This window comes from Liquorilactobacillus sucicola DSM 21376 = JCM 15457, assembly GCF_000612445.1.
Classification (GTDB): domain Bacteria; phylum Bacillota; class Bacilli; order Lactobacillales; family Lactobacillaceae; genus Liquorilactobacillus; species Liquorilactobacillus sucicola.
Window position 1 is genome coordinate 157,792 of the sequence record NZ_BALC01000004.1, and the last position, 24,704, is coordinate 182,495.

Below are 24,704 nucleotides of genomic sequence, written 5' to 3' on the forward strand. Positions count from 1 at the left end.
ACAATGGAAGAAAAAATTAAGTTAAGTCCAGATAGTTTTGAGGCATTGCCCAAAGCAGAAGAATTGGATAATGAAAAAATTGCTGCTCCGTCACTAACGTTCGTGCAAGATGCATGGCGGCGTTTGAAAATGAATAAAGGTGCGCTGGTATCTTTAGTAGTGATTATCCTGATGATAATTGTGGCATTTGGCTCAACACCTTTTATCAATCATGATTCGTTGGTGAAATCAGCACCCAAGTACGCTAATTTACCAGCTAAAATACCTGGAGTTCCAATCAATGGGCTGAATGGTAAATTGAAAGTTTCCGGTGAATGGGTCGATGAATACAAGGAAAATAATGTTCCAGCCAACAAATATTTTGTTTTAGGAACAGATTATTTAGGGCATTCGTTAGCTCAACGAATTGTTTACGGAACAAAAATTTCACTGATTGTTGCATTAGTCGCGACATTCTTCGATTTAACGCTAGGAGTCGCGTATGGGATCTTCTCTGGATGGCGTGGTGGTCGAGTCGATAATATCATGCAGCGTATCATCGAGATCATCTCATCTATTCCTAGTTTAGTCATCGTTGTGCTGATGTTGATTGTTCTGAAACCCGGGATGACCTCTATCATTGCTGCGATTGCTATCTCAAGTTGGACGACAATGGCTAGGATGATTCGAGCTGAAACATTGCAGTTGAAATCGCAAGAATATGTTTTAGCGGCACGAACGCTGGGGGAATCACCTTGGAAGATAGCATGGAAACATCTGGTCCCTAATCTCTCAAGCATTATTATTATCCAGACAATGTATACTATTCCGACGGCGATCTTTTTTGAGGCGTTCCTGAGCTTTATCGGAATTGGAATCAGTGCACCGCAGACATCATTGGGTGTGCTGCTGAATGATGGACAGAAAAACTTCCAATTCTTACCATATCAAATGTGGTATCCAGCAATCGTATTGTGCATCTTGATGATTGCTTTCAACCTGCTTGGCGATGGATTGCGTGATGCGTTTGATCCGAAGACTAGGAGGTAGGTGCAGATATGGCTGAAAGAATTTTAGACGTAAAAAACTTAAAAATTGATTTTCACACTTATGCTGGAGAAGTTAAGGCGATTCGGGACGTTAGTTTTCACTTAGATAAAGGTGAAACACTGGCAATTGTTGGTGAATCTGGTTCTGGTAAGTCAGTAACAACGAAGAGTTTAATGGGCTTGCTAGCCAATAATGCTGAAGTAACTGGTGGTTCGATTATGTTTCATGATCAGGATATCTTAAAGAAATCGGAAAAAGAGATGCAAAATATCCGGGGGAAAGATATCGCGATGATTTTCCAAGATCCAATGACTTCACTTGATCCAACAATGCGCATTGGACAGCAGATAGCTGAACCATTGATCAAGCATAAACACGTTGATAAGAAAAAGGCATGGGCCCAGGCTTTGGAGCTGATGAAACTTGTCGGAATCACAGATGCTGAAGAACGGATTAAAAATTATCCGCATCAGTTCTCTGGTGGGCAAAGACAAAGAATTGTGATTGCGATTGCTTTGGTCTGCTACCCTGAAATATTGATTGCTGATGAGCCGACAACGGCACTTGATGTTACAATTCAGGCTCAAATACTTGAGTTGATGAAAGAATTGCAGGAAAAAATCGAAACTTCAATTATCTTTATTACTCATGATCTTGGTGTGGTAGCAGGCATGGCAGATCGAGTTGCCGTGATGTATGCTGGTCAGATCGTAGAGTATGGTACCGTTGATGAGATCTTCTTTAACCCGCAGCATCCGTATACATGGGGGTTGTTGAACTCGATGCCGACATTATCAAGCACTAAGCTTGAAGCAATTCCGGGGACACCGCCAGATTTGCTGGATCCACCTAAGGGAGATCCATTTGTGGCGCGCAACCCATATGCGATGAAGATCGATGCTGAACAACGGCCGCCATTCTTCAAAGTTTCAGAGACTCATTATGCTGCAACTTGGTTATTGCACCCAGATGCGCCTAAGGTTACACCGCCGGATGAAATTATTCGCCGCAGGCAGACCTTTAAAGACATAATGGCTCATAGAGCAATTTAAGAGGCTGAGGAAGGAAGAAGACCGCATGTCAGAAAAACGAAAAAAAATTTTGGAAGTTAAACACCTTAAGCAATACTTTAATGTGGGAAAAGCCGACGAAGTACGAGCAGTCGATGATGTTACTTTTGATGTCTATGAAGGCGAAACATTCGGCCTTGTAGGTGAGTCAGGTTCTGGTAAAACAACCACCGGCAGAAGCATTATCCACTTGTATGAGCCGACAGACGGAAGCATCTTATTTGAAGGCAGGGACATCAGCAAGCTGAAAACCAAGGCAGAGTTTTTAAAATTCAGGAGAGAAATGCAGATGATCTTCCAGGACCCATATGCTTCATTGAATCCGCGAATGAAAATCAAGGATATTGTTGCTGAAGGAATTGATATTCATCATCTAGCCAAAAATGATGCAGAACGCAGCAAATTAGTTGAAGATCTGTTGGAAACTGTTGGGCTTAACCGTGATCATTCAAGCCGTTATCCACATGAATTTTCAGGTGGTCAGCGGCAAAGAATCGGGATTGCACGTGCCTTGGCAGTCAAACCAAAGTTCATCATTGCTGATGAACCGATTTCCGCTTTAGATGTGTCAATTCAGGCTCAAGTTGTCAATTTATTGAAAGATTTACAACGCGAACATGGGTTGACCTATCTTTTCATTGCACATGATCTATCGATGGTTAAGTATATTTCTGACCGAATCGGTGTCATGCATTATGGAAAACTGCTTGAAGTTGGAACTGCTGATGAAATATACGCACATCCGCTGCATGCTTACACTGCCAGCTTGATTTCAGCAGTACCAGTACCAGATCCAGAGTATGAGCGGAATCGTAAGCAACTTCCTTATGATGCTTCTGCTGAACAAGATCACCCTGATAATCCGCGCAAATTGCGTGAAATCGTTCCAGGACATTTTGTGCGTTGTACAGAAGACGAAGTTGCAACTTATCGCAAAAAAGCAGAAGAATACAAACAGCAGGCTTAGTTTTTGACGGGCAGCTGATAGCAGATAGATAGTCTGTGGATTACGCCATAATCAGATTTGGTTATGGAACAAGATTATACAAAAAAATGAAGGAGCTAGGTCAAATTACTTTTGGCCTAGCTCCTTCCTACGTTTAGTCAAGGGCTAATCTTAGTATGTTTTGGCAGAACAAACTAAATTGTGTTATGTGAAATATAACTATTTTTAATATGTTTGATCATCAAGATAGTGGTTATAGTAGTCCACCTTAACATTGCTCTGATCAACGATCATTTTGGTAACCGAGCCATTAGCCGGGCCCTGTGAAATGATGTCAATGTCAGGCGCAAAACGGTGCACAATACTGCGAATAGTTGTCCCATGACTGACAAGCAGTACTTTATCATTGGTCTTTTGTTTAGTACGCAGGTAATCAAAGCCGGCGTTGATCCGGGTCCAATATTCAGCATCATTTTCAGCATCATGGAAGGGGTCGGTTTCTTTCATAAAATCCCGTGACTTTTCAATTGAATACTTAGTAATCAATTCTTCAAATGTTTCACAGTCGTGCATTGCACCAACCATCAGCCAAGTTTGACTGGAGTCATTGCCTTCAAAGTAACCATAGCTTTGTTCGCGAAAATTACGCAGAATTTTTGGCTGCGGCAATTCTGCTGATGCAACATTTTCGTCAATAATATAACCGCAAGTTCTTTTTGCTCTGGTCGTGTCACTATGATAAACATTGGAAAAACTGATATGTGCAAGATGACGGCCTGCACGATGACCATCTTCAATACCTTTTGGAGTTAAAGGTGAGTCACACCAGCCTTGCATCCGACGATAATGATTTAAAAAGGTTTGCCCGTGACGTACGAAATAAATAGTAAACGACATCAATTTGCCTCCTAGAAAGTTAGTTACGAAATAATTAACGCTACAACAACAAGTATACATTGAAACATGCTCTGACTGAAATTAATTTGACCTTTTACGACTAAATTAAATAAAAACATTCGCTTTAGGTATAGAAAAATTCGAGCCAAAATAATTAAAGATAAGGGACACCTCTAAAGCTTTTCACTTTATGGGTATCCCTCACTGATAATTATTAATATTTTTTTAAAATCAAATTAGTATCCAGCAGTAGCCCGATTCTTCATAAAGCGGTAAAGAAACAGCATCAGACCTGGGACGGCTGTCAAAGCAGCGAGTCCGATAAAGATCAACGAAAAATGTTCCTGCACGTAGCTGATCTGCCCGAAAAAGTAACCAAGCGAAGAACCAAAGGTCACCCATAATAAAACGCCCAGCAAGTTATAGATAGAAAAACGTTTGTAATCCATTTTTGCACTTCCAGAGATTAGGGGGATAAAGGTTCTGATTAAGGGAATGAAACGCCCAAAGATAACCGTCTTTCCGCCATGTTTGTCAAAGAAATGCTGTGCTTTTGCAAGCTTTTCTTCTGAGAGCAGGCGCCTGAATAGTGGAAGTTTATGCAGGTTACGTCCAATTTCATAGTTAACTGTATCGCCGATCAATGCGGCAAAGAAGAACACAGGAATCAGTATGCGAATATCGAGGGTTGATCCGGTAATTGCCGCTAAGGTGCTCGTGAAAAAGATTAGCGATTCCCCCGGCAGAAATGCGAAGACAACAAGCCCAGTTTCCATAAAGACAAGTGCGAACAGAGTGAGGTATACCCAACCGCCGAGAGTCTCAATTAGCGGTGCCATATACAGATGGAAATGTGAAAGAATAAACAGAGCTTGACTAATCAAGACAACACTTCCCTTACATTAGATTTAGTTAAATTTTACAGGTTTTGAAGCCAAATTGCCAGTAATATAGGTGTAGTTAAACTAAATTTAAGGTCTTTCGAATAGGCTTTAATTGTAGCTGTTCTGTAAAAATGATAAAATTGTATGATCAGTAATTAGGAGAGCGGGGGATCAACATATGACGATCAGGCAACAAGAACAGCAGCGAATGGATGAAGTTATACGCAAGATAAAAATAGCGGAGCAAAAGCATCACGAAGAGATAAGAAATGCTGAGAGTGATACCCACGCCATCAGATGATTTTTCAAATAATTTGCGTTTAAAAACAGAAACATATTCAGGTATTTTTGAAACAGCAGCTACAGTACGGCAACAGCAGCAAATGCTGCAAGAACGTGAAAATAGCTGGCAACATGCTACAAAAAGACTGGATATTTTAAAAAAGCTGGAGAAAACACCGTACTTTGCCAGAATAGATTTTCAGGAAAAAGGAGAGCAAAAGGCAGAATCAATCTACATTGGTTTGGGCTCTTTTGCGGATAAGCCGGATAATTTCCTGATATATGATTGGCGCGCGCCGATCTCAAGTATTTACTATGACGGTGGTATCGGTGATATTACTTATCAGACGCCAGATGGACTGCAGCATGTCAATGTGACTTTAAAGAGACAATTCTTAGTTGAGAATGGAAAGATAAAGACAGTTTTTGATACAGATGAAGCAGTGGGGGATCAGATGCTGTTAGATGTTCTAGATGAATCGTCTGACACCAAGATGAAGAGTATTGTGACAACTATTCAAAAGGAACAAAATCAGATTATCCGTGAAACCGATGCAGAGCTTCTATTTGTTCAAGGTGCAGCCGGTTCTGGTAAAACATCTGCTGTCTTGCAGCGTGTAGCTTATTTACTGTACCGTTACCGGGGAAAACTGACTTCCAGCCAAGTTATTTTATTCTCGCCCAACCAGCTGTTTAATGATTATATTGATCAGGTCCTGCCAGAATTAGGCGAGCATAATATGGTTCAAATGACTTACTACCAGTATGCGCAACGCCGCCTGCCGCGTGTTCAAGTTGAGACACTGCAGGAACGGTTTGAGGCAAAGCGGTCTGAAGCGCAGCAAAGGATTCTGAATTTGAAGAATAGTCTGCGCTTTTTTGGGGCGACAACTGCGTATACACGTTATCTGGAAAAGAAAGGTATGCGTTTCAAGAATATAATGTTCCGCGGGAAACCATTCTTTGAAAAGCAGAAGATCAGTCAAATCTACTATAGTTTTAATGAGAATTATCATCTGCGCAATCGGTTAAGCGCGACCAAGGAACGGTTGTTGAAAATGCTCAATCGCAGGGTAGAAAGTGAGTCACGAACTGAATGGGTTGAAAAAGCAATTCAAGAAGCTAGTTCGCAACAGTTAGCAGAACTTTATGGAGACCATCCGCGTGATTTCGAAAATGGCGATAAGGAATTGCGCTTTCTTGCACGACGCTTTGTCATGGAGCAGTATAAGAAGATTCATGCGGACATTATTCATAATCGTTTCTTGAACATTAATGCACAGTATATTCATTTCCTGAAAAATATTCCAGAATTAATTGAGCTCTCGAAGCTTAGTGTTGCGCAAGAGGAGTGGAAAGATAGTATTGCCGCTGTAATCTCAAGGTTGAAAAAAGGTCAGATGCAGTTGGCAGATGTTACCCCATACTTGCATTTGTATGATCGGATTACCGGTAAGCGCGGAAATATTGAGATGCGACATGTTTTTATCGATGAGATTCAGGATTATACGCCTTATCAGTTGGCATTTCTGAAAGAAAACTTTCCGCGTGCTAGATTCACAGTCCTTGGGGATCTGAATCAAGCAATTTTCACGAAAAAAAATAGTTATAACTTGTTGGATGATGTTAGTGTGATGTTCCCTAAGGAGAAGACAAAGGTTGTCCAATTAACCAAGTCTTATCGGTCAACGCAGCAGATTACCGACTTTACCAAGCAAATTCTTGTTGACGGAGCGGCGGTCGAGTCATTTGAACGTGAGGGAGAGCTGCCGCAGATTATGGTTGACACAACGGTGAATGCTTTAACACATGATGTTGTTGCACAAATCAAAAAAAATAACGATGACCAGCTGACAACGGCGATTATCTGTAAAACATTGAAGGAATGTGAGAAGCTGACAGATGCGCTTCGTGCTGAAGAAGTCCAGGTAACCTTGATCAAGACTGAAAATCAGCGGTTGGCTGCAGGAACGATCATAGTGCCGGCTTTTCTTGCCAAAGGGCTTGAATTTGATGCTGTTATTATGTGGAATGCGAATGAAGAAAACTATGCACTTGAAAGCGAAAGGCAGCTGGTGTATACGATTTGTTCGCGGGCAATGCATCGTTTGAGCATCTACGCTTGTGGTCAATTATCGCCGTTATTCAAACGTGTTCCTACGAAGTATTTTGAATTTAAGTAGTGAGGTTGAATGTGCGGCCGCAAGTAAACGCACTTATGTTGCAAGAAGGGGCTTGGGCTGCGGTGAAAAAATGGTATAATTGGGACAATCATTTAAGCAGGTATAGGAGCCGCAAATGTATAATCAGATGAATTACTACAAGATTCCGCGTGAAGAGTGGCGTGAATTTTATCAGGATCATATTTCTCCCTTGAGCGCAGAAGAGTTGTCACGGATAAAATCAGTAAATGATCGTATTTCATTGCAGGATGTGCAGGATGTGTATGTTCCGCTGGTGCATCTTTTGGGACTTTATCTTAGGTCGCGCCAAGACCTTTTGAACAAACAGGCTGACTTTTTGGGAATAAGAGCACACAAAGTGCCATTTATACTGGGGATCGCCGGTAGTGTAGCAGTGGGTAAGAGTACGATCGCACGTCTGCTGCAGACAATGTTGAGTGGGATCTATCCCGATAAGAAGGTTCAGTTGATTACCACAGATGGTTTTCTTTTCCCGAATAAAGAACTGAAAAGGCGTCATTTGATGAAGCGAAAGGGATTTCCTGAATCGTATGATATGCGGCGCCTACTACTGTTTACGAACGACGTTAAGAATGGACTTTTGGCCAAAGCCCCTGTTTATTCGCATAAAGTGTACGATATTATACCGGGAAAATTTGAAGTTGTTGATAATCCTGATATTTTGATAGTTGAGGGGATCAATGTTTTGCAACTGCCAAGCAACCAGCAATTGTATGTCAGCGACTTTTTTGATTTCTCAATTTATGTTGATGCACAGGAAAGTTTGATCAAGAAATGGTATTTGGAACGCTTTGGGATGTTGTTGGACACAGCTTTCCAAGATCCGACGAATTATTATTACCCATACGCGATTGGTGATCGTGCTTCCGCGTTTAGAATGGCAAAACGAGTTTGGCGTTCGATTAATCTGCCCAATCTGCATGAATATATCGTTCCAACAAGAAATCGCGCAGATTTGATCGTGCATAAGACCAAAAACCATCTAGTAAACGAACTATTTCTGCGCAAGTATTAAAGAACTGTCATAATGTACGTGATTTCCATAATTTGATTTGACCAGTCTCTTAACTATCTGTAAAATAAGTGGGAGATGTAGTAGTAAAAATAAGATGAGGTGAATGTCTTGACAAATATTGACATGCAGGCTTTTGATAAGATCATCGTTCTTGACTTCGGGAGTCAGTATAATCAATTGATCACACGTCGAATTCGTGAATTCGGTGTTTATTCAGAATTATTATCACATAAAATAACGGCTGCTGAGATAAAGAAAATGGCACCTAAGGCATTATTTTTTCTGGTGGTCCGAACAGTGTCTATGATGGCAAAGCTTCCATGTTGATCCAGAGATTTTCAAACTCGGGATACCGATTTTAGGAATCTGTTATGGAATGCAGCTGATGGCAACAGAGCTGTCAGGTGGAAAAGTTGAACGAGCAACCAATAAAGAATATGGCAAAGCTGTCATTGAGGTAACTGATAGTAAGGCAGTTCTTTTCCATGATTTGCCGCAAAAACAAACTGTCTGGATGAGTCATGGAGACTTGGTCACACAAGTTCCTGATGGTTTTAAGGCAACAGCAACAAGTGAGAACTGTCCTATTTCCGCCATGGCAAATGACGACAAGAAATTTTACGGTTTGCAGTTCCATACAGAAGTCCGTAATACTGAATACGGTAATGAAATTCTGCGCCACTTTGCATTTGATGTCTGTGAAGCTCGTGACAACTGGTCAATGGATGATTTCATTGACATGCAGATTGCTAAGATTCGCGCCACAGTTGGCGATAAAAAGGTTCTGCTGGGACTTTCTGGTGGAGTTGATTCATCAGTTGTTGGGGTATTACTGCATAAAGCAATCGGCCCACAATTGACAAGTATTTTTGTTGACCATGGTCTTTTGCGCAAAGGCGAAGTTGAACAAGTGATGGAGAGCCTAGAAGGCAAGTTTGGCCTGAATATCATTCAGGTCAACGCCAAAGAACGTTTTATGAAGAAACTTGCTGGTGTCTCCGATCCGGAAAAGAAACGGAAGATTATCGGCAATGAGTTTATCCGCGTGTTCGATGACGAAGCTGCCAAGTTAGATGGAATCGATTATCTAGCTCAAGGAACGTTATACACCGATGTGATTGAATCTGGAACAGATACGGCGCAGACAATCAAATCGCATCATAATGTAGGCGGACTGCCAGAAGATATCCAATTCCAACTAATTGAACCCCTGAACACTTTATTCAAGGATGAAGTGCGCGAATTGGGTGAGAAGCTAGGAATGCCATCTGAATTAGTTTGGCGGCAACCGTTCCCTGGTCCCGGTTTAGGAATTCGTGTCATTGGGGAAATCACTGAAGAAAAATTACAGATCGTACGTGATAGTGATCTGATCTTACGTGAAGAAGTTGCTAACCATGGACTTGAACGCGAAATCTGGCAATATTTCACCGTTCTACCTGGCATTAGAAGTGTTGGTGTGATGGGGGATGGTCGCACATACGACTATACAGTTGGAATACGTGCCGTGACTTCGATTGATGGCATGACAGCCGATTTCGCAAAGATCCCATGGGATGTCTTGCAAGAAATCTCTGTCCGTATCGTTAACGAGGTTGCACACGTCAACCGCGTAGTGTACGACATCACCTCCAAGCCCCCGGCAACGATTGAGTGGGAATAAAGGTTATATAGGATTTGAATGGGGAATCCCTTTATTTCAGGACTTTAGCGGAGCACATCCAACTTAAAAAGATAAAAAACATTATGGTTGTTTGCCAAAAGTTTACCAAAAAATGAAAAGCAGTGATACTCTGTTGGGTATTACTGCTTTTTTACTTTTTATTTTTTGAAAAGTATTTTAAAAGCAACATCCTGGTATTTGTGTGCCAAATACTAGGATAAGAGCAATATTTTACAATTAATAACTAGATAAAAAATACTCAAATAAGCAGATTTGTCTACCAAAAATCTAGAGTTATTTTTTGGACATACGAATTTAAGGCTTAAACGGATAGTAGGTGATTAAAATATGAACTAGAATATGTTATGCTTAATTAAGTTCAATGACAAGGAGTTGGCACCATGAATGTGAATGTATTATTGAATGAACTATTTACGGTTAACTCTCTAAAAAAAATATTAACTAATAAAAATTACACAACGTTCCAGAAAACGGCACATAAAATAGTTGAAATCAATAATGGAATGACAAATTTTGAAATTTTGAGCGCAATTTACAAATTTATGTCTAAGAAACATAGAAATGAATACTTTTATAAAAATACATTGTTTAATAAAATATTATTAGGGCAACATAGCGTAAATACTACTACAGCTATTCGTGAATTACCAGTTGCAGGTAATATCTTAGATTTTTTAATAGTTAATGGTAGTGGACAGGTCTACGAAATAAAAACAGAACTTGATAATTTAAAAAGATTAGAAGGTCAAATTAATGCTTACTATAAAGCTTTTTCTTTTTGTAATATTGTGACAAATGAAGATGATATTGAAGGGACTATGAGCCACGTAAGCAGACCAGAGGTTGGAATTATAGTGCTTACAAAAAGAAATACTTTGCATGTGGAGAGAGAACCAGTTAAATATGATGGTGGCCTAGAATATGAAGCTATGTTCAAGATTTTAAGAAAGTATGAGTTTGAAGATATACTAAAAACTCATTTTGGAGAGCTTCCCAAAGCAAATTCTTTTGAATATTATACAGTTTGCTTTGATATGTTTAAAAAAATTGAAATTACTTTAGCTCAAAGCTATATGTTAAAACAGTTGAAAAAAAGGTATACTATCACCAAGAATCAAGTGCATGAATTTAACAAGGTTCCTATGGAACTCAAATCATTAGTATACTTTTCAGAATATAAAAAAAGAGATTTTGAACAATTAAATCATTTTTTATATAAAACAGATATGGAGGCCTAATATTATGTATTTTCCCTTGCTACGTGGTAAACAGAATGAGTTACTGGCTCTGAGAGAGCTTCTGGAAGAAAATAGTCTTAGTAAAGAAATTTTACCAATAATTGAACCTATAAAACCATCCGCTACTTTTAGATTATTGCTTAATCATTTTCAAGACAAAACTCGAGAACTGATGGTAATTCAAAATACCAATTTAACTAATTACGTTGGATTCGATAATGATGAAGTAAGTGAAATTAAAGCAGAAGACAATTTCATTCCTACATACTATATAAAAAAAGATGAAGATCTTAATCTTATGAATAAGGAGAAGGCTTACAATGCACTTATTTTAGGCAAAAAAGCTAAAGTTGATGTCGGAAAGATTCTTGATAGCAAATTGTACTTAATTGTTAATACACAGAACAGAACCATAAGAGATCTGTTGAGGGCTAATGTGGAAAAACTTGTAGAACTTAATGATAGTTTTGACAAGCAGAAAAGAAATCAAGATTATGAACAAGAAAACGATGAAGTTTTTTCTGAAGAGCATCTGTATTACAAAAAAGATGGTTTTTTGGGGTTTAGCGACTATTCAATTGTTGGAGAAGAATTTATTGACGCGGGTTTTGCACCCAAAGCGGTAGCTATACATATCGTGTATTTTGATAAGGATAATAAGTTGCGGATACGCCATTTTGTTTCCGATTCTAATGATGATATTTTTAATCCTGCCGGTAAATTTGCAGAAGCTTTAAAAAAGCTTATTGATTGGTATGCTGGAAATTCATTTGATAGGAAAAATGATTCTAATGCGCTAAGAGAATTTAAAAAGTTAAATGATGCAGGTACATATCCAGGATTAGGAGTTATAAAAAAGTTGTCTATAAAACATCATTTAGAGATTATGGGGAAATTTTTAGAAGGTCAAAAAAATGAATTGTTGCAGTAACTGTTTTAAAGATCATGATATTCAAGAGAGAATTGAAACATTGCATGAAAAAGGAAACTGTGATTTTTGTGGAAGCGAAGATACTTATATAATGGATTTAGAAAAAGCCAGTAAAAAGCAAGACTATGCAATTGGATTCGCTTCAGATTTTGAAGATTTATTAGAACAATATACGCATCAATATCCGTATGAGTATTTAGATTACGCACATAAGGTTGCTGATGCATTATTAGACATAGAAAACTTTTTTTCCCTGCCCAGTGAAAAAGTGTCAATTTTTTTAAAAGCATTATTGCCTGATTTGTACAAAAATGAGCCTAAACTGTTTGATGGACTTGTCGTACCTATTTTTAGGTTGAATTCAGAATCTGTAAAAGAGAGTGGTATATTTAAAGGAAAATCCTGGAAAGATTTTGAAAATGACATCAAAAGAAATAATAGATTTTATTCAACTATGGTAAATGAAGAAATTTTAAAACTTTTTTTTGGTTCTTGCATAAAAAATCTTCCTGAAAGCAAAAAATTATATAGAGCTAGAATTGATGATGCAGGAATAGGGTTCGAGTTAAAAGACATGGGTAAGGCTCCTGAAGGAAAGGCAACGCCTGGAAGATTAAATGCTTCAGGAATTGGATATTTTTATTTAAGTGAAGACTCTAGAGTAGCATTGAAAGAAATAAAAGCGGCCGTAAATGATGTCTGCACGATTGCAGCTTTTGTAACTAAATCTTCAAAAAATAATGAGAATTTAAAAGTTGTGGATTTATCACAAATTAAGAACATTGATATTCTTAGTTTTTCTGACAAAGATGTATATCTTATGAATAAAGAAATTTTAAAAGATATAGATAATGAAATGCAAAGAATGAGTGGTAGAGAACGTTCAGAAGTTCTCTATGCGCCTACCGAGTATATGAGTGATTTAATTAAATCTATGGATGTAGACGGTATAATGTACGATAGTTCGTTGGATAGTGGTGTAAAGGATATTGTATTATTTGAAGACTTCAATGATAGTGATTCGAAAATTGTAGCGGTTAAAGATGAGTTGAAAACTTATGTAATAAAGAATATAACCTATAATTTTGAAGAGCGTTTTGATTAAATTTACTAAAAGATTGCATTAAGCAACACGAAGAGTTCTTAAAATGTACATTATCATTTTAAGAATTCTTTTTATTTTTATCATTAAAGTCATCAATAAGCATTGAAAAATGCTTGCTTATTTTGTTAGCTTTATCATAATCAAAACTGTTTAATTGTTTGAAAAGGAGAGACATTGAGGGAGGAATTTTAGGAGAAGATTCATCTGGACATGATAAGTTATTTTCTATTAATGAAATAATATTTACACCAAGTGTATCAGCTATGGACTTAAGTTTCTTAATACTAATATTTTGACCATCAGTGCGCTCAAGTTTAGAAATAAAATTTATAGATAAACCACTATATTCGGCTAACTTTTCTTGTGTTAGGCCGGATTTTTTTCTTTGAATACGTATATTATTACCAATGTTAAAGTCATTTTTCATAAAAATACCTCATATCATTTCTTATATACATGACATTAAAGCTTTTCATCGCTAAAAATAACTCATTATAGTAATTAAAATAAACTGTTAAAATAGTAATATTTTGTGTTAAAATATCTTTGTGGAAAATAATATGTTAGGAGATGCACGGTACATGGAAAATTTATTTGGATTTATTATTTTTATCGGAATAATTTACGTGGTCTATAAAATTTTAAGTAGACCTAAGTATCGAGTTATTTTGGTCGATCCTGTAACAGGTTATCGTAAATATCTTAAATCAGTTGATGGTATTAATAACACTTTTCAATATACTGGGGATTCAAAAAGCGCACTAATTTTTAACAATGGTTCTCGTGCAGAACAGTTTATTACCGGTGTTGATCAAAATGCTATGCCTGAGGTAGAGGTAAAGAAATTTATTGGTTGGAAAAAATTGACTAGGGGTTAGTAATACATAGGTAGTGTCTTACTACAAATTTGAAAGTTAGCAATTTTTAGGGGGAGATTTTTTGTCTAAATTTAAATTTTTAAGTATAATTTGCCTTTTTTCACTATTATTAGTTGGATGTAAAAAACAGAGTGATGGTGGAAATACTGTTTATTCGGAAGCAAGTAAAAATGTTAGCAAAAAGCAAAGTACTAAAAACGATTTACTAAAAAAGAAAGTAATAATTGCTAATAAAATAGTAAGCTCTCTTAATAGTCCTGATACAAAAATTAAGGTAGTTAAATCTAGTAATGGTGCTCTTGCTGTTAATGATGTTGTCTGGTCCTCAAATTCTAATAAGGAAACTTATGCCTATACAACAGGTATAGAAGGGGTAAGTATTACAAATTTTGCACAAAATAAGAATTTAGGTCAGACTGGAGTTAACGCAATACAAAGTTTTGTGTCTCATGCATACAACAAAAGTAACGATTCTATCTCGGACGCTTCTAATTTGATGCCTGTAGGCTTGAATCCAAATGATTGTACATACAATTATGTAACGTTTAATGGTGTACACATTGAAAAAAATCCAAAAGGATATGGAAAAGGAACAGTTGTAATCAAAGGCAATGTTATTTTAAAATATACGATTTCAGGGCAGGAAAAGACTGAAACATATAGTACATCTAAAACTCAAAATACAGTGATAAGTGATACTAAGATAGAAACTCTTAGAAAAAAATCTTTGAAAAGGATCGATAACGCAAAATTTAAAAATGTAACCTACCCAAATAATGTAATGACTTCGCAAACACATGATGCCAAAAATGATACAGTTATTGCCCAGTAAAAAAAATGATATTTTAATGATTAGTTTGCAGCTTAAAGGTGGAGAAAAAATGACAAAAGGAAAATACATTGTTAGTAGGAAGTTAATGGCATTAACGGCGATGTCAGGAGCTCTAGGGGCTGTAGCATTTAACTCAAATATTTTGAAAGCAAATGCTGATACAGTTTCAAATGATAGCAGTTCTTCATCATCAGCACAGGCTTCTAGCCAATCAAGTACGGCTGATAAGAAACAACAAGCAACCGATGATGTTTCTAAAGCTCAAACAGATTACTCACAAGCTCAAAGCGAAACTTCGTCAGCAAAGGCAACGGCCGATAGTACAAGTTCAGCTCAATCAGATGCACAAACTAAGGTCAATCAAGCAAGTTCTAGTGTTTCAAGTGCTCAATCAAGTGTTGATACAGCCAAGGCAAATGAATTATCTGCTGAAACTAGTCAATCAAGCGCACAATCAACTAAAGATGAAGCTACACCAGATAATATTAGCAAATCTCAAGCTGATGTTACTGAACAAAAGAACTCTGTAAGTGATGCTGAAAATACAGCAAATAGCGCAAGTACCGCCACAAAATCCGCACAAACAGACGTTGAAAATGCACAAACTGCTGAAAGTTCAGCACAAACTGATGTTAACAATCAGCAAACAAACGTTGACCAAGCAAGTTCAAGTGTTGATAAAGTACAGGGCGATCTTGATGGAACAAATACTCAAAAAGCTGAATCAGAAGTTTCAAGTACCAAAGCACAAGTTGCAACCGACCAGAGTAAGGTTGATGACGACCAGACAAATGTTACTAAAGCTCAATCAAGTGTAACTGATGCACAGTCGGCTCAATCCTCTGCTGAATCAACAGCCGATACTGCTCAACAAAATGTTGAAGATAAAACAGCAACGGTGAACGATAAGGCTTCTTCTAAAGCAGATGCTCAAAAAGATGTTGACTCAACACAAGCATCGGCTAACAAGGTTTCTGATGAAATCAATTCAACCAATACGATCACATTGCCTGATGGTTATAACGACAATATGTTTAAGACCAAGACAACTGATGAAATTGATGCAATTGCTAAATCAGGACTTACAACCAATACTTACAAAGCTAGTGATACTGATAAGGCTACTAAGATTGCCGATGTTGACAATTTAGATGCCAATACTCAACAGCAATTAGCTCAATTCGTTGCTAGTTTGTTACAGCCATTGCGCAAAGAACTTGGCAATCATACTCTTTCAATTTCGCAAGGTTCAATTGATTTTGCACAGGCCGTAGCTAAACAATACGACACTGATAACTGGAATTTATTTGCTAAGAGTGCACATGATGTTGATGGTATTAGTTCAGTGGCAAGCAAATATGGGTTAATGACTGGTGGCAATTATTACGAAGATTTAAGTGCAGGGTTCTTGTCTGGAACTTCAAATATCACATTAAGTGATTTGAAAGAAGCTCTTTACAACACAATTGTTTCAATGCTCTTTGATGATAGTGGTTCATCTTACTTACATGCTGAATCGTTGTTAGGATATGATAACTACGGTTATTCAGACAACACGTACTTAGGTGTTTCAACCGATAAAATGGGACAAGTTCATTTCGAATTTATTCAGGATTACCAAATTCAAGATGCTTCTAAGTTTAATACTGCAACAACTTATGAAATTCCATCAAATGATGTTTCTGCTTTGAAAAAGCAGTTAAGTGATTTGAAAGACACCTTGTCAGCTCAAAAACAGATTTTGAGTAATGCAACTACAGCTTACAACAGTGCGGTTACTGATTTGAACAACGCAAAAACAGATTTAACAAAAGCACAAATCAACTTATCTGCAAAGAAACAAGCTGTCGCTGATGCTGAAAATGCTGTTTCAAAGGCACAACAAACTTTGGAAGACGATCAAGTACAATTGACAGCCGATCAAGCAAAAGAAAAACAAGCTGAACAAGATTTAGCTGATGCCAATGCTGACATTGCAACTAAGCAAGCTAAATTAGCTAGTGCTAAAGCAGAATTGAAAACACAGCAAGATAAGTTAGCAGAATTACAGGCTATCTTGCAGAAAAAGCAAACTGCGGTTTCCAATGCTGAGAAAAAACTTACAACTGTTCAAGCTAACGAAAAAACAGCTAATGAAAATGTTGCTAACCAAAAAGCTATTTTAACAACGTTGCAAAACAAATTAGACACTTACCTGAATGCTGATACAGTTTTAGCTGATGCAAATGATAAATTGGCACAAGCTAAGACAGCCGTTGAAAATGCCGAAACTGCATTGACACAAGCTAAGGCAGAATTAACCGATGCTGAAACTGCATTAGAACAAGCCAAGTGTGATAACGAAACTGCTCAAAAGGCTTATCAAGATGCTGTAGCCAATGAAAAAGCTAAGAAGACAGCTCTTGCAAGTGCCGAAAGTGCATTGAATAAGATTGTTGCTCAAGCACAGGCGGAACAAGCTATTAAAGAAGCTGAACAAAAGGCTAATAACAGTCAATCAGCTAACAGCTCAACATCTGTAAAGGAAACGCAAACAGTTGCACCTAGTCAAGTTCAAAACGTTGTATCAGGTAAGACACAAACCGCATCTGCAAATGTTTCAGATGGTGCTATTACGCTCAATTTTAAGAATCCAACAGTTCAGACCTTTATTAAAGCACTTTGTCAAAGTGGATATAGTGATAAATCAATTGAACAGATTTTGAAAAACAACAATGATATGATTTCCTTAAAAAAAGCTGTTCTCGATGCTATTGTTGAAAATGATTTTGAAATTCACACGAATAATATGAGAAGTGCAGGATACCAATTGAATAATAGTTTACCCAAAAAAATTATCAGTCAAAAAGGGCAGAAAGCATATCCGCAAACCGGTGAATCAAGCAATCAAATTGTCAAAGCTTTGGGATTGCTAATTAGTGCTGTCAGTATGATATTAATGTTTAGAAGTAGAAAGGCAAAACATTTTATTAGATAACGAATAAAATATTAAAACGAAAGAAACTAGTTGTAAGAACATAGAGCAGTATGTTCTTATGACTAGTTTTTTATTTTAGCGAGAATTTAATCTGATTAAAGACCATATTCACTAAAGTCAAACATTTTTTTCAATTTAGTCACTGTTAGTATATCTTTTTGGAAATCATATCCATTTGTATGATTGTTTTGTAATTTCAACCATTTATTCCAGTATTCAGAATTATCAAAGATGTCCTGATACCATGTGAACCATTCTTGCAAACGAAAATGATAGGTATCAGTGAATTCCTTTATCTTAGTCAATCCTTTGTAATTATAGCGAATTGTGTTGTCAGAAAAGGGACATATGAAGTCGTTAGTGTGTAGAGTAGTGAGATCAGAATATATCTGCAAACTAATTGCAACTTTATTTTCTGAGGTGAGCAAGTTTTGTATTTTTTTTAAAACTAAAGGCATAAAGTCTCTTAGATAAAATGCTAGTAATCCTTTGCTCTCAACAGTCTTATATTTAGAGTTACGGTTTATATTGGTGAAATCGTATTCTTTTTTATCCAATAATTCAGCAGCTATGTCAGCAAATAATGCTGTAAACATATTACTTAGGACAGGATAGTAATCTGAAAATTCTGAATTAGTGAGGATTTTTTTACGTCCGATTTTCGGAAGTTTTTCCAAATACATACTGCTAAACCTGTATGGAAGAAATCCTTCTGAGAAAAATATGCGCTGCCATTCAAAAAAAGATTTTTGAGTAAGGTACTTCTCTTTGCCATCAAGTGCGCCTATTTGACCACTATAAGTGGAATACATTCCCATAGAAATAGGAGCATACAACATACTAAAACCAAGCTTTAATTTTATAAAAGAATCAAAAAGGTGATCTTTATCATAAAATTTTCCAGGAAATAAATTTCTTATGTCCGGATTTTCGTTCAAGGTGTCGGGGAATTCATTAAAGATTTCATATTTAGGTAAAGATATAAAAAAGAATTCATATGCATAGGTAGTTAAAGGAAGCGCATAATCTTTAGCACTGGAAGTAGTGACATTTAATTTATCTTCTAAAAAGGTAGATACTTTTTTTGTAGGAAAAATTGAGTTTTTTCCTTTTTTTAATTTAGAATTTTTGAAACGGCTTAATTCACTTTGAGCGGGAACATTGGAATCATTTAAATCTGGATAATAGCCCTTAGAAAGGTCTCCAGGATCCTTAGGAATCTGATTAAAAAGGTCGGTTGTTTTCTTGAAATGTTTTTCTTCCATAGCATTATCATATAGATTTTTATAATGATATTTGAGATATTTTTGAAATGTGGTGAGTAAATATTTTTGACTTTTATTATCAAGTTTGACTCGCCCGTACTCATCTAATATTGGCATTAAAGTTTTACCTCCCTACAATTTTTATAAGTATACAAATATAATAAATCATAAAAATGTTTTCGAAAAGCCCAGGAAATAGGCATATTTCAATCTTAATATTTGACCCCAAATAAAATAATACTCCCAGATATAAGATGTTATTGTACTAAATAGATTTTTTAGAATTTTAAAATCTTTTAGAATCTTATAAATCAAGGAGGTATGGTTATGAGAATCCGACAAACTAAAGGCGGCTATTCTGAAGAAACTTTCATAGAAGCCTGCAAAACAAATAAGTGTCTCTTTTTGTTAGGTGCTGGTCCTTTACCGGTCAATGAATACGATCGGGAGAACAAGAAATTTACGAAGAAGATCGTCAATGTAAAAATTGATGTGTATTTTTCAGGATGCGGAGTTCAAGAAGTAAAATTGCCAAAAGAATTTTCGGCTAGCAATCTTAAAGATTTGTCAGAGATCGAATTAGTTTCACCCGAAGCTTGTGTCGTTAACAAGAATGTTTACGTAAGAGCTAAGGGGGTTAAATAATGGGATTCAAGCAAAAGAAAACTAATCTGATGCTTGAGTATATAAAGGATGTACTTCGGTACATTCTTTTTTCAAACTCAGATCAAAATGCTGAATATGATCTTTTGTTAAAAGATGATGGAATGATCTTTGTTCCAATTTATCCGATAACCTATGTCATTGATGAAGCATTTTACAACAAAATTTTCAATGTTTTAAACTTAGCACTTACTCCTGAATACACATTGATAAGGCCTTTGACAATGCAAGTTGTGGTTTTAGAAACAGCAAATCTTTCGCAAGAAAGAGGATTATTCTTCCCAATGCGTAAGGGAACTGCTAATCGTTTAAACGAAACAATGGAACAGATTATACAGCGCTTTTACCAAACAGGAAGAATCCCGATTATGGATATCATTGATTGGGATTTTGTTAAAGCTCCTCATGCAATAATCACAGGAGTAAGTGGTAGTGGAAAGAGCTACTACATGAAAGTTCTTTTTCAAATTTGTTCAATTATTGGAAATTCAATCGCTATTGATCCCAAGGGAAGCGATCTTGCAAGATTAGCTCATAAACAAGGAAATGAAGATATTGTCATTCCACAGTTTATAAGTAGTGGAAATGGTGAACAGGGAATTGGTGGAAAATTTTTACAAGATGTTATCAAAGCTTTGAAAAATATTGAGAGCATCATGTATGAAAGGCAAAGCCAAATTTATCAAAATTCAGATAAAGTTTCCACAGATTATAGAGAGCTAGGATTTAAGCCTTACTTTGTATTTATCGATGAGCTTGCAGCATTGTTAACCGGAGCGAATAAAGCGGTTAAAGATGATTTTCAAAATACATTAACAAGGTTGATTGTATTAGGTCGTGAAGCCGGAATTTATTTGATACTTGCAATGCAATCAGCACGTGCAGAATATGTGCCGACCATCGTAAGAGATTCTATCTCACTAAGAATTCAATTGGGGCGCATTAATTCTGAAAATACAAGATTTTTGTTTCCAGAATTGAATGAAATGCCAATGGTTCCGATGGGAGGAAAAGGCACAGGAATAATAAGCATTGCAGGCGATAGTAGGTATTCGGGGATTGAACCGATTGCTACACCAACAATAATTTAGAAGGGAGAGATATAAATGCTTTATTTTAAAAAATTTTTATTTGAAACATTGTTATTGATGATATTAACTTTGAATGTTGCTAAGTATGGTGTCCAGTTTATTACAAAAGCAATTCTTTTGATAGGTTTGAGACTACAGGAGTGGCATTTTAGTTTTATTAATTTGAACAAGGTTGCTGAATTTAAAAGAACAACTGATAATACGGCGTTAAAATTTTCGGAATATTTGATGCTGCTTCTGATGGTTATGGTAGTGCTTTTAATTCTGTGGTTCTGTATTGATCTCTACACAGGGCAATTTAAACGAGATTGGAAAACTGGAGTTTTAGTTAAGCATATGATTCGTGATGTGCCTCAAAATAATATTCAGATGGTTGCTAACGAAGAAAAAAAGGCTAATTTCTGGTTGCGCAAAAGCAGAATCAGTAAACATAGAAAAAAGCTAGTGTTGAGAATTCCTTGTGGTATGAACGAGGCTGTTGTCAAAATTATGCAGCAGAGATGCAAAGAATTCTTACCTTCTTGGCTGAACACTAATTTTAAAACTGTTAATTGGCAACCTGTTGTGGTGGAAAGAAAGCTTTTTTTCACATGGATTATTGTTAGGGAAAAATAAGATTGGAGGTTGTAATAATGAATAGAGGACCATGAGAGCGAATAATTTATAAAAATTTTCTGCCGTGCTGGCAGAGAAAAGCTTTATAAATTGTTCGCAAACTAGTGTATGAAAGTTTAGTCCCCATATTTGACCAAAATAAAGGGTAATTTTTCTAATTTTTCCTTCTATCGCGTAGTTAAGGGGCTAGTTTCTTAACTACGAAATGAAGGAACGAAATTGGATTTTATCCTGCGATGGTGGGCTTTGGATGAATGGAGGAAAAAGATTGAAAATAGACAAAACGAAAAATGAGAAAGCTGGTCGATCTTATCGGTCAACTGTATGGATGTATGAACAGCAATTAGAACACTTGCCCTTTGCTAATATAGATGCTTTGAAAAGGAGAGTTGATTCTTTGATTGATAATTATAATTTGGACAAATTTGCTATGATTCAACATGCCAAAGATGTTAATGCTGAAGGTAAGCGGGTTAAATCGCATATTCACTTAGTAATGACCTTTAAAGAACGTGTGGCTGCAAATTCACTTGGAAAAGTATTTGGTGACCAGCCGCAGCAGTTTGAAAGAATGACTAAGCGTGGAAACAGTGCGAAAAAAGGTGCAGACAATGCTTTCATGTATTTAATTCACCAAACTGATAATTCGCGTGATAAGTATCAATATCGTGTTGAAGATGTTGTAGCCAATTTTGATTATGCAAATTTTGTAAGTCGTAAGAGGGCACAAATAGATCCTAGGGACATAATTGAATTACTTGGTGCTGGGGAGATACAAGAAGAGCAGGCCAGGGCAATGATGATGGGTGCAAGTGCCAATACTTATTTTAAGTATTCAAGACGAATATCTGAAGTTGCACTGGGAGCGAACAAGCTTAAGTTTGAAAAATGGCTCAAGAATAAGATTGAAACGAAGGAATCAATCAAGGTGATTTGGATTTATGGTGGAGCTGGAACTGGTAAAACACGATATGCAGTTGAGTTCGCTGATAAACGAAAAATAAGTTTTTTTAAGACAGTTACTACAAATGATCCTTTTGAAGGTTATAACGGACAAAAAATACTTATAATAGATGAATTACGACCAGAAACTCTTAAGTATCCCGATGTGCTACATTTGCTAGATCCTATGAGCTATGAAAAAAAGACAGTAGCTCGTTACCATAATTCTAATATCATGCTGATTTTATTTTTGTAACGACGCCGTATGATCCTTTAACTTTTTATGAAAAGATTACAAAACTTGATAGGAGCGTTGATAGTTTTGAACAATTAAGAAGACGTATCGGCCTGCTCCTACATTTCAAAAAGAAATCAATAGACGCAGAATATTTGGAGAAAAATTCAAACTCTAGATGTGGTTGGAATTATTGTGTTTCGCAGAGTAATGAAAATCCTTATTTGAATGATAATAGATCTGTAAATTTTAGTTTAGAGGATCTAGAACAGTACGGTAAAAGCGATGATAAAAAATGACTACTACTGCCCTCGAAAGCAAAGTAGTAGCCATACTCTATACTTATGATAGTTTTGAATATAACTATCACTGACATTATCGCATATAATGGAGGTTGGTTACATGTTAAACACTGTAGATTTTAATGATTTACGCAAGATGGGTTTTCCTGAAAATCAAGCCAGAAGAATTATTAGAATGGCTAAGAAAAACTTGGTAAGCAAGGGGTATGGGTTTTATAATGGAAGAAGAGTTGGACGTGTTCCGATTTCCGCAGTTGCTGAAATAATTGGAATTCCCTTAGATCAGGTTGAAAAGGGAGATCGAAATGGCAACTAAAACAAGATATGCGAATGTTTACCAAGATACAAAGGGACACTTTTTTTACCAAGTTTTCGTTGGGCGAGATGGAGATGGAAAACAAAGGTTTAAAAAGGGACGCAAAGCATCGAATGGCAGGATTTTTAGAAGCGCACATGAAGCACACAAAGAAGCTGTTAGAGTAAAGAACGAATATCTAGAACATGATGGTAGAGCTCCTTATCGGATGACTTACAAAAGTTTTATGGAAAATGAATTTATTCCTGCATATCGCGCTGATGTTGAGAAAAGTACATTTATTTCTCATAAACGTGCATTTAATGTCGCTATAAAGCGTGTGGGTGCAAAATTACTTGAAGATATAACTGTGAGAGATTGTGCAAGTTATCGTACATGGTTATTAACCAAAAGTGGTTTCTCAAAAAGTTATAGTAGTGTTTTGTACATTGCATTTAGGCAGTCTTTAGATTATGCTGTGACGCTTGATTTGATCAAAATAAATGTATCACGCAAGACAAAATCTATTTCTAAAGGTCATGTAAGTATAGCGTTTTGGGATAAAGAGCAGTTTGAAAAGGTTTTGTCAAAAATATGTATTTCTGATTATTATGGCAAATTCGAGTTCATTCTAATCTGGTTATACTTCATGACAGGGATCAGAGTAAGTGAAGGGCTGGCCCTGTCTTGGAAAGATGTTGACTTGAGGAATAAGAAATTGCATATTTGTCACACGTTAGACTTTAAGAACAAGCATGAGTACACAATAAAGCCTTATACGAAAACAATTAATAGTAATCGAACAATTGTTCTAGACGAAAATACACTACAATATTTAAAAAAGTGGAAAAGTGTTCAACAAAAGCATGGTGTCTTCAATTTTGTTTTATCTTACGATGATGCACCAGTCCCAAGATCGACTGTAAGCCGTATTGTTAAACGTTATGCCAAACTAGCAGGAGTGCCGGAGATTGCAGCTAAAAGTTTGAGACATAGCCACGTTAGTTATTTAATCAACGAGTTTAATGCTGATTTGTTAGTCGTATCTCAACGATTGGGACATTCTGGGCCTGATATTACTTTGAAACACTATTCGCATTTATGGGATCGAAATGACGACAAATTAGCTAAGTTGATGACAGACAATATTAATGTAAGGACAGCTAAAGAACCAACTGTTTATTTTAATGGAAATCAAACTGTTAAAGTAAATTAGCGCTGTTTGCCAATTGTTTGCCAGAATTAAAATCAATCACTTGAAACATTGATATATAAGCGATTTGAACAATATTTTCAAGATTGAGTGGGAATGAAGTATATATAT

20 protein-coding genes and 2 pseudogenes are annotated in these 24,704 nt (G+C 36.4%); 18 read left to right on the top strand and 4 right to left on the bottom strand.

What is annotated here, in order from left to right; translation table 11 throughout:
• Positions 1-3 precede the first annotated feature (3 nt).
• From JCM15457_RS07910 to JCM15457_RS07920, 3 genes are read left to right on the top strand one after another with little or no spacing between them, the layout of a single operon-like run.
• On the top strand, positions 4-1,029 hold the full coding sequence (locus JCM15457_RS07910) for an ABC transporter permease (protein WP_034989042.1): 1,026 nt from the start codon (positions 4-6) through the stop codon (positions 1,027-1,029).
• A gap of 8 nt (positions 1,030-1,037) precedes the next feature.
• Positions 1,038-2,081 (top strand): ABC transporter ATP-binding protein, encoded by a 1,044-nt coding sequence (locus JCM15457_RS07915; RefSeq protein WP_034989045.1) that lies wholly within the window; start codon positions 1,038-1,040, stop codon positions 2,079-2,081.
• A 25-nt stretch (positions 2,082-2,106) separates the two neighbouring features.
• A complete protein-coding gene (locus tag JCM15457_RS07920; protein WP_034989046.1) occupies positions 2,107-3,066 on the top strand; it encodes an ABC transporter ATP-binding protein in 960 nt (319 codons plus the stop codon).
• Positions 3,067-3,270: 204 nt separating this feature from the next.
• On the opposite strand, the gene JCM15457_RS07925 is transcribed toward JCM15457_RS07920, so the two are convergent.
• Positions 3,271-3,942, bottom strand: coding sequence for a histidine phosphatase family protein (locus JCM15457_RS07925; RefSeq protein WP_034989048.1), 672 nt, complete (start codon positions 3,940-3,942; stop codon positions 3,271-3,273).
• A 236-nt stretch (positions 3,943-4,178) separates the two neighbouring features.
• Positions 4,179-4,826 carry a VTT domain-containing protein gene (locus tag JCM15457_RS07930; RefSeq protein WP_034989050.1) on the bottom strand — a complete coding sequence of 216 codons (648 nt, stop codon included), beginning with the start codon at positions 4,824-4,826 and terminating at the stop codon, positions 4,179-4,181.
• Between the two features lie 178 nt (positions 4,827-5,004).
• Between JCM15457_RS07930 and helD the strand changes: the two are divergent.
• The 6 genes and pseudogenes from helD to JCM15457_RS07960 all read left to right on the top strand — a co-directional run bounded on the left by helD (position 5,005) and on the right by JCM15457_RS07960 (position 13,285).
• A pseudogene (helD, locus tag JCM15457_RS07935) lies at positions 5,005-7,291 on the top strand (RNA polymerase recycling motor HelD).
• Positions 7,292-7,406: 115 nt separating this feature from the next.
• Positions 7,407-8,327: a type I pantothenate kinase gene (coaA, locus tag JCM15457_RS07940; RefSeq protein ID WP_034989052.1), complete on the top strand. Its 921-nt coding sequence runs from the start codon at positions 7,407-7,409 to the stop codon at positions 8,325-8,327.
• A gap of 123 nt (positions 8,328-8,450) precedes the next feature.
• Positions 8,451-9,990: pseudogene (gene guaA, locus JCM15457_RS07945) on the top strand (glutamine-hydrolyzing GMP synthase).
• A gap of 401 nt (positions 9,991-10,391) precedes the next feature.
• Entirely contained in the window at positions 10,392-11,249 is an 858-nt protein-coding gene (locus tag JCM15457_RS07950) for a sce7726 family protein (RefSeq protein WP_034989054.1), read from the top strand.
• A gap of 4 nt (positions 11,250-11,253) precedes the next feature.
• Positions 11,254-12,180, top strand: coding sequence for a sce7725 family protein (locus JCM15457_RS07955; RefSeq protein WP_034989056.1), 927 nt, complete (start codon positions 11,254-11,256; stop codon positions 12,178-12,180).
• A gap of 40 nt (positions 12,181-12,220) precedes the next feature.
• Positions 12,221-13,285 carry an RES family NAD+ phosphorylase gene (locus JCM15457_RS07960; protein WP_235725634.1) on the top strand — a complete coding sequence of 355 codons (1,065 nt, stop codon included), beginning with the start codon at positions 12,221-12,223 and terminating at the stop codon, positions 13,283-13,285.
• Positions 13,286-13,343: 58 nt separating this feature from the next.
• On the opposite strand, the gene JCM15457_RS07965 is transcribed toward JCM15457_RS07960, so the two are convergent.
• Complete coding sequence (locus JCM15457_RS07965) at positions 13,344-13,712, bottom strand: helix-turn-helix domain-containing protein (RefSeq protein WP_034989061.1); 369 nt, start codon at positions 13,710-13,712, stop codon at positions 13,344-13,346.
• Between the two features lie 154 nt (positions 13,713-13,866).
• Here JCM15457_RS07965 and JCM15457_RS07970 point away from each other — a divergent pair, with 154 nt between their 5' ends.
• The 3 genes from JCM15457_RS07970 (at position 13,867) to JCM15457_RS07980 (ending at position 17,972) form a co-directional block, all read left to right on the top strand.
• Entirely contained in the window at positions 13,867-14,163 is a 297-nt protein-coding gene (locus tag JCM15457_RS07970; RefSeq protein WP_034989064.1) for a hypothetical protein, read from the top strand.
• 61 nt (positions 14,164-14,224) lie between these two features.
• Complete coding sequence (locus JCM15457_RS07975) at positions 14,225-14,995, top strand: hypothetical protein (RefSeq protein ID WP_034989067.1); 771 nt, start codon at positions 14,225-14,227, stop codon at positions 14,993-14,995.
• Between the two features lie 49 nt (positions 14,996-15,044).
• Positions 15,045-17,972, top strand: a complete 2,928-nt coding sequence (locus JCM15457_RS07980; RefSeq protein ID WP_161633669.1) for an SEC10/PgrA surface exclusion domain-containing protein — start codon at positions 15,045-15,047, stop codon at positions 17,970-17,972.
• 95 nt (positions 17,973-18,067) lie between these two features.
• Here JCM15457_RS07980 and JCM15457_RS07985 read toward each other — a convergent pair whose 3' ends face one another.
• Positions 18,068-19,354 (bottom strand): hypothetical protein, encoded by a 1,287-nt coding sequence (locus tag JCM15457_RS07985; RefSeq protein WP_034989072.1) that lies wholly within the window; start codon positions 19,352-19,354, stop codon positions 18,068-18,070.
• Between the two features lie 210 nt (positions 19,355-19,564).
• Here JCM15457_RS07985 and JCM15457_RS07990 point away from each other — a divergent pair, with 210 nt between their 5' ends.
• The 6 genes from JCM15457_RS07990 to JCM15457_RS08015 all read left to right on the top strand — a co-directional run bounded on the left by JCM15457_RS07990 (position 19,565) and on the right by JCM15457_RS08015 (position 24,596).
• Entirely contained in the window at positions 19,565-19,882 is a 318-nt protein-coding gene (locus JCM15457_RS07990; RefSeq protein WP_034989074.1) for a hypothetical protein, read from the top strand.
• Complete coding sequence (locus JCM15457_RS07995) at positions 19,882-20,991, top strand: P-loop NTPase family protein (RefSeq protein ID WP_034989076.1); 1,110 nt, start codon at positions 19,882-19,884, stop codon at positions 20,989-20,991. Before JCM15457_RS07990 ends, JCM15457_RS07995 begins: the two co-directional genes overlap by 1 nt.
• A gap of 15 nt (positions 20,992-21,006) precedes the next feature.
• Positions 21,007-21,606: a hypothetical protein gene (locus JCM15457_RS08000; protein WP_034989077.1), complete on the top strand. Its 600-nt coding sequence runs from the start codon at positions 21,007-21,009 to the stop codon at positions 21,604-21,606.
• A gap of 268 nt (positions 21,607-21,874) precedes the next feature.
• Positions 21,875-22,804, top strand: coding sequence for a Rep family protein (locus JCM15457_RS08005; protein WP_161633670.1), 930 nt, complete (start codon positions 21,875-21,877; stop codon positions 22,802-22,804).
• A gap of 381 nt (positions 22,805-23,185) precedes the next feature.
• Positions 23,186-23,401 carry a DUF3173 domain-containing protein gene (locus tag JCM15457_RS08010; protein WP_034989080.1) on the top strand — a complete coding sequence of 72 codons (216 nt, stop codon included), beginning with the start codon at positions 23,186-23,188 and terminating at the stop codon, positions 23,399-23,401.
• Positions 23,391-24,596 carry a tyrosine-type recombinase/integrase gene (locus JCM15457_RS08015; protein WP_034989081.1) on the top strand — a complete coding sequence of 402 codons (1,206 nt, stop codon included), beginning with the start codon at positions 23,391-23,393 and terminating at the stop codon, positions 24,594-24,596. Before JCM15457_RS08010 ends, JCM15457_RS08015 begins: the two co-directional genes overlap by 11 nt.
• Positions 24,597-24,704 lie beyond the last annotated feature (108 nt).

Coding starts and splice junctions, on each gene's coding strand:
- JCM15457_RS07910 (WP_034989042.1), top strand. CDS start 4: ATGGAAGAAAAAATTAAGTTAAGTCCAGATAGTTTTGAGGCATTGCCC.
- JCM15457_RS07915 (WP_034989045.1), top strand. CDS start 1,038: ATGGCTGAAAGAATTTTAGACGTAAAAAACTTAAAAATTGATTTTCAC.
- JCM15457_RS07920 (WP_034989046.1), top strand. CDS start 2,107: ATGTCAGAAAAACGAAAAAAAATTTTGGAAGTTAAACACCTTAAGCAA.
- JCM15457_RS07925 (WP_034989048.1), bottom strand. CDS start 3,942: ATGTCGTTTACTATTTATTTCGTACGTCACGGGCAAACCTTTTTAAAT.
- coaA (WP_034989052.1), top strand. CDS start 7,407: ATGTATAATCAGATGAATTACTACAAGATTCCGCGTGAAGAGTGGCGT.
- JCM15457_RS07950 (WP_034989054.1), top strand. CDS start 10,392: ATGAATGTGAATGTATTATTGAATGAACTATTTACGGTTAACTCTCTA.
- JCM15457_RS07955 (WP_034989056.1), top strand. CDS start 11,254: ATGTATTTTCCCTTGCTACGTGGTAAACAGAATGAGTTACTGGCTCTG.
- JCM15457_RS07965 (WP_034989061.1), bottom strand. CDS start 13,712: ATGAAAAATGACTTTAACATTGGTAATAATATACGTATTCAAAGAAAA.
- JCM15457_RS07970 (WP_034989064.1), top strand. CDS start 13,867: ATGGAAAATTTATTTGGATTTATTATTTTTATCGGAATAATTTACGTG.
- JCM15457_RS07980 (WP_161633669.1), top strand. CDS start 15,045: ATGACAAAAGGAAAATACATTGTTAGTAGGAAGTTAATGGCATTAACG.
- JCM15457_RS07985 (WP_034989072.1), bottom strand. CDS start 19,354: ATGCCAATATTAGATGAGTACGGGCGAGTCAAACTTGATAATAAAAGT.
- JCM15457_RS07990 (WP_034989074.1), top strand. CDS start 19,565: ATGAGAATCCGACAAACTAAAGGCGGCTATTCTGAAGAAACTTTCATA.
- JCM15457_RS07995 (WP_034989076.1), top strand. CDS start 19,882: ATGGGATTCAAGCAAAAGAAAACTAATCTGATGCTTGAGTATATAAAG.
- JCM15457_RS08000 (WP_034989077.1), top strand. CDS start 21,007: ATGCTTTATTTTAAAAAATTTTTATTTGAAACATTGTTATTGATGATA.
- JCM15457_RS08010 (WP_034989080.1), top strand. CDS start 23,186: ATGTTAAACACTGTAGATTTTAATGATTTACGCAAGATGGGTTTTCCT.
- JCM15457_RS08015 (WP_034989081.1), top strand. CDS start 23,391: ATGGCAACTAAAACAAGATATGCGAATGTTTACCAAGATACAAAGGGA.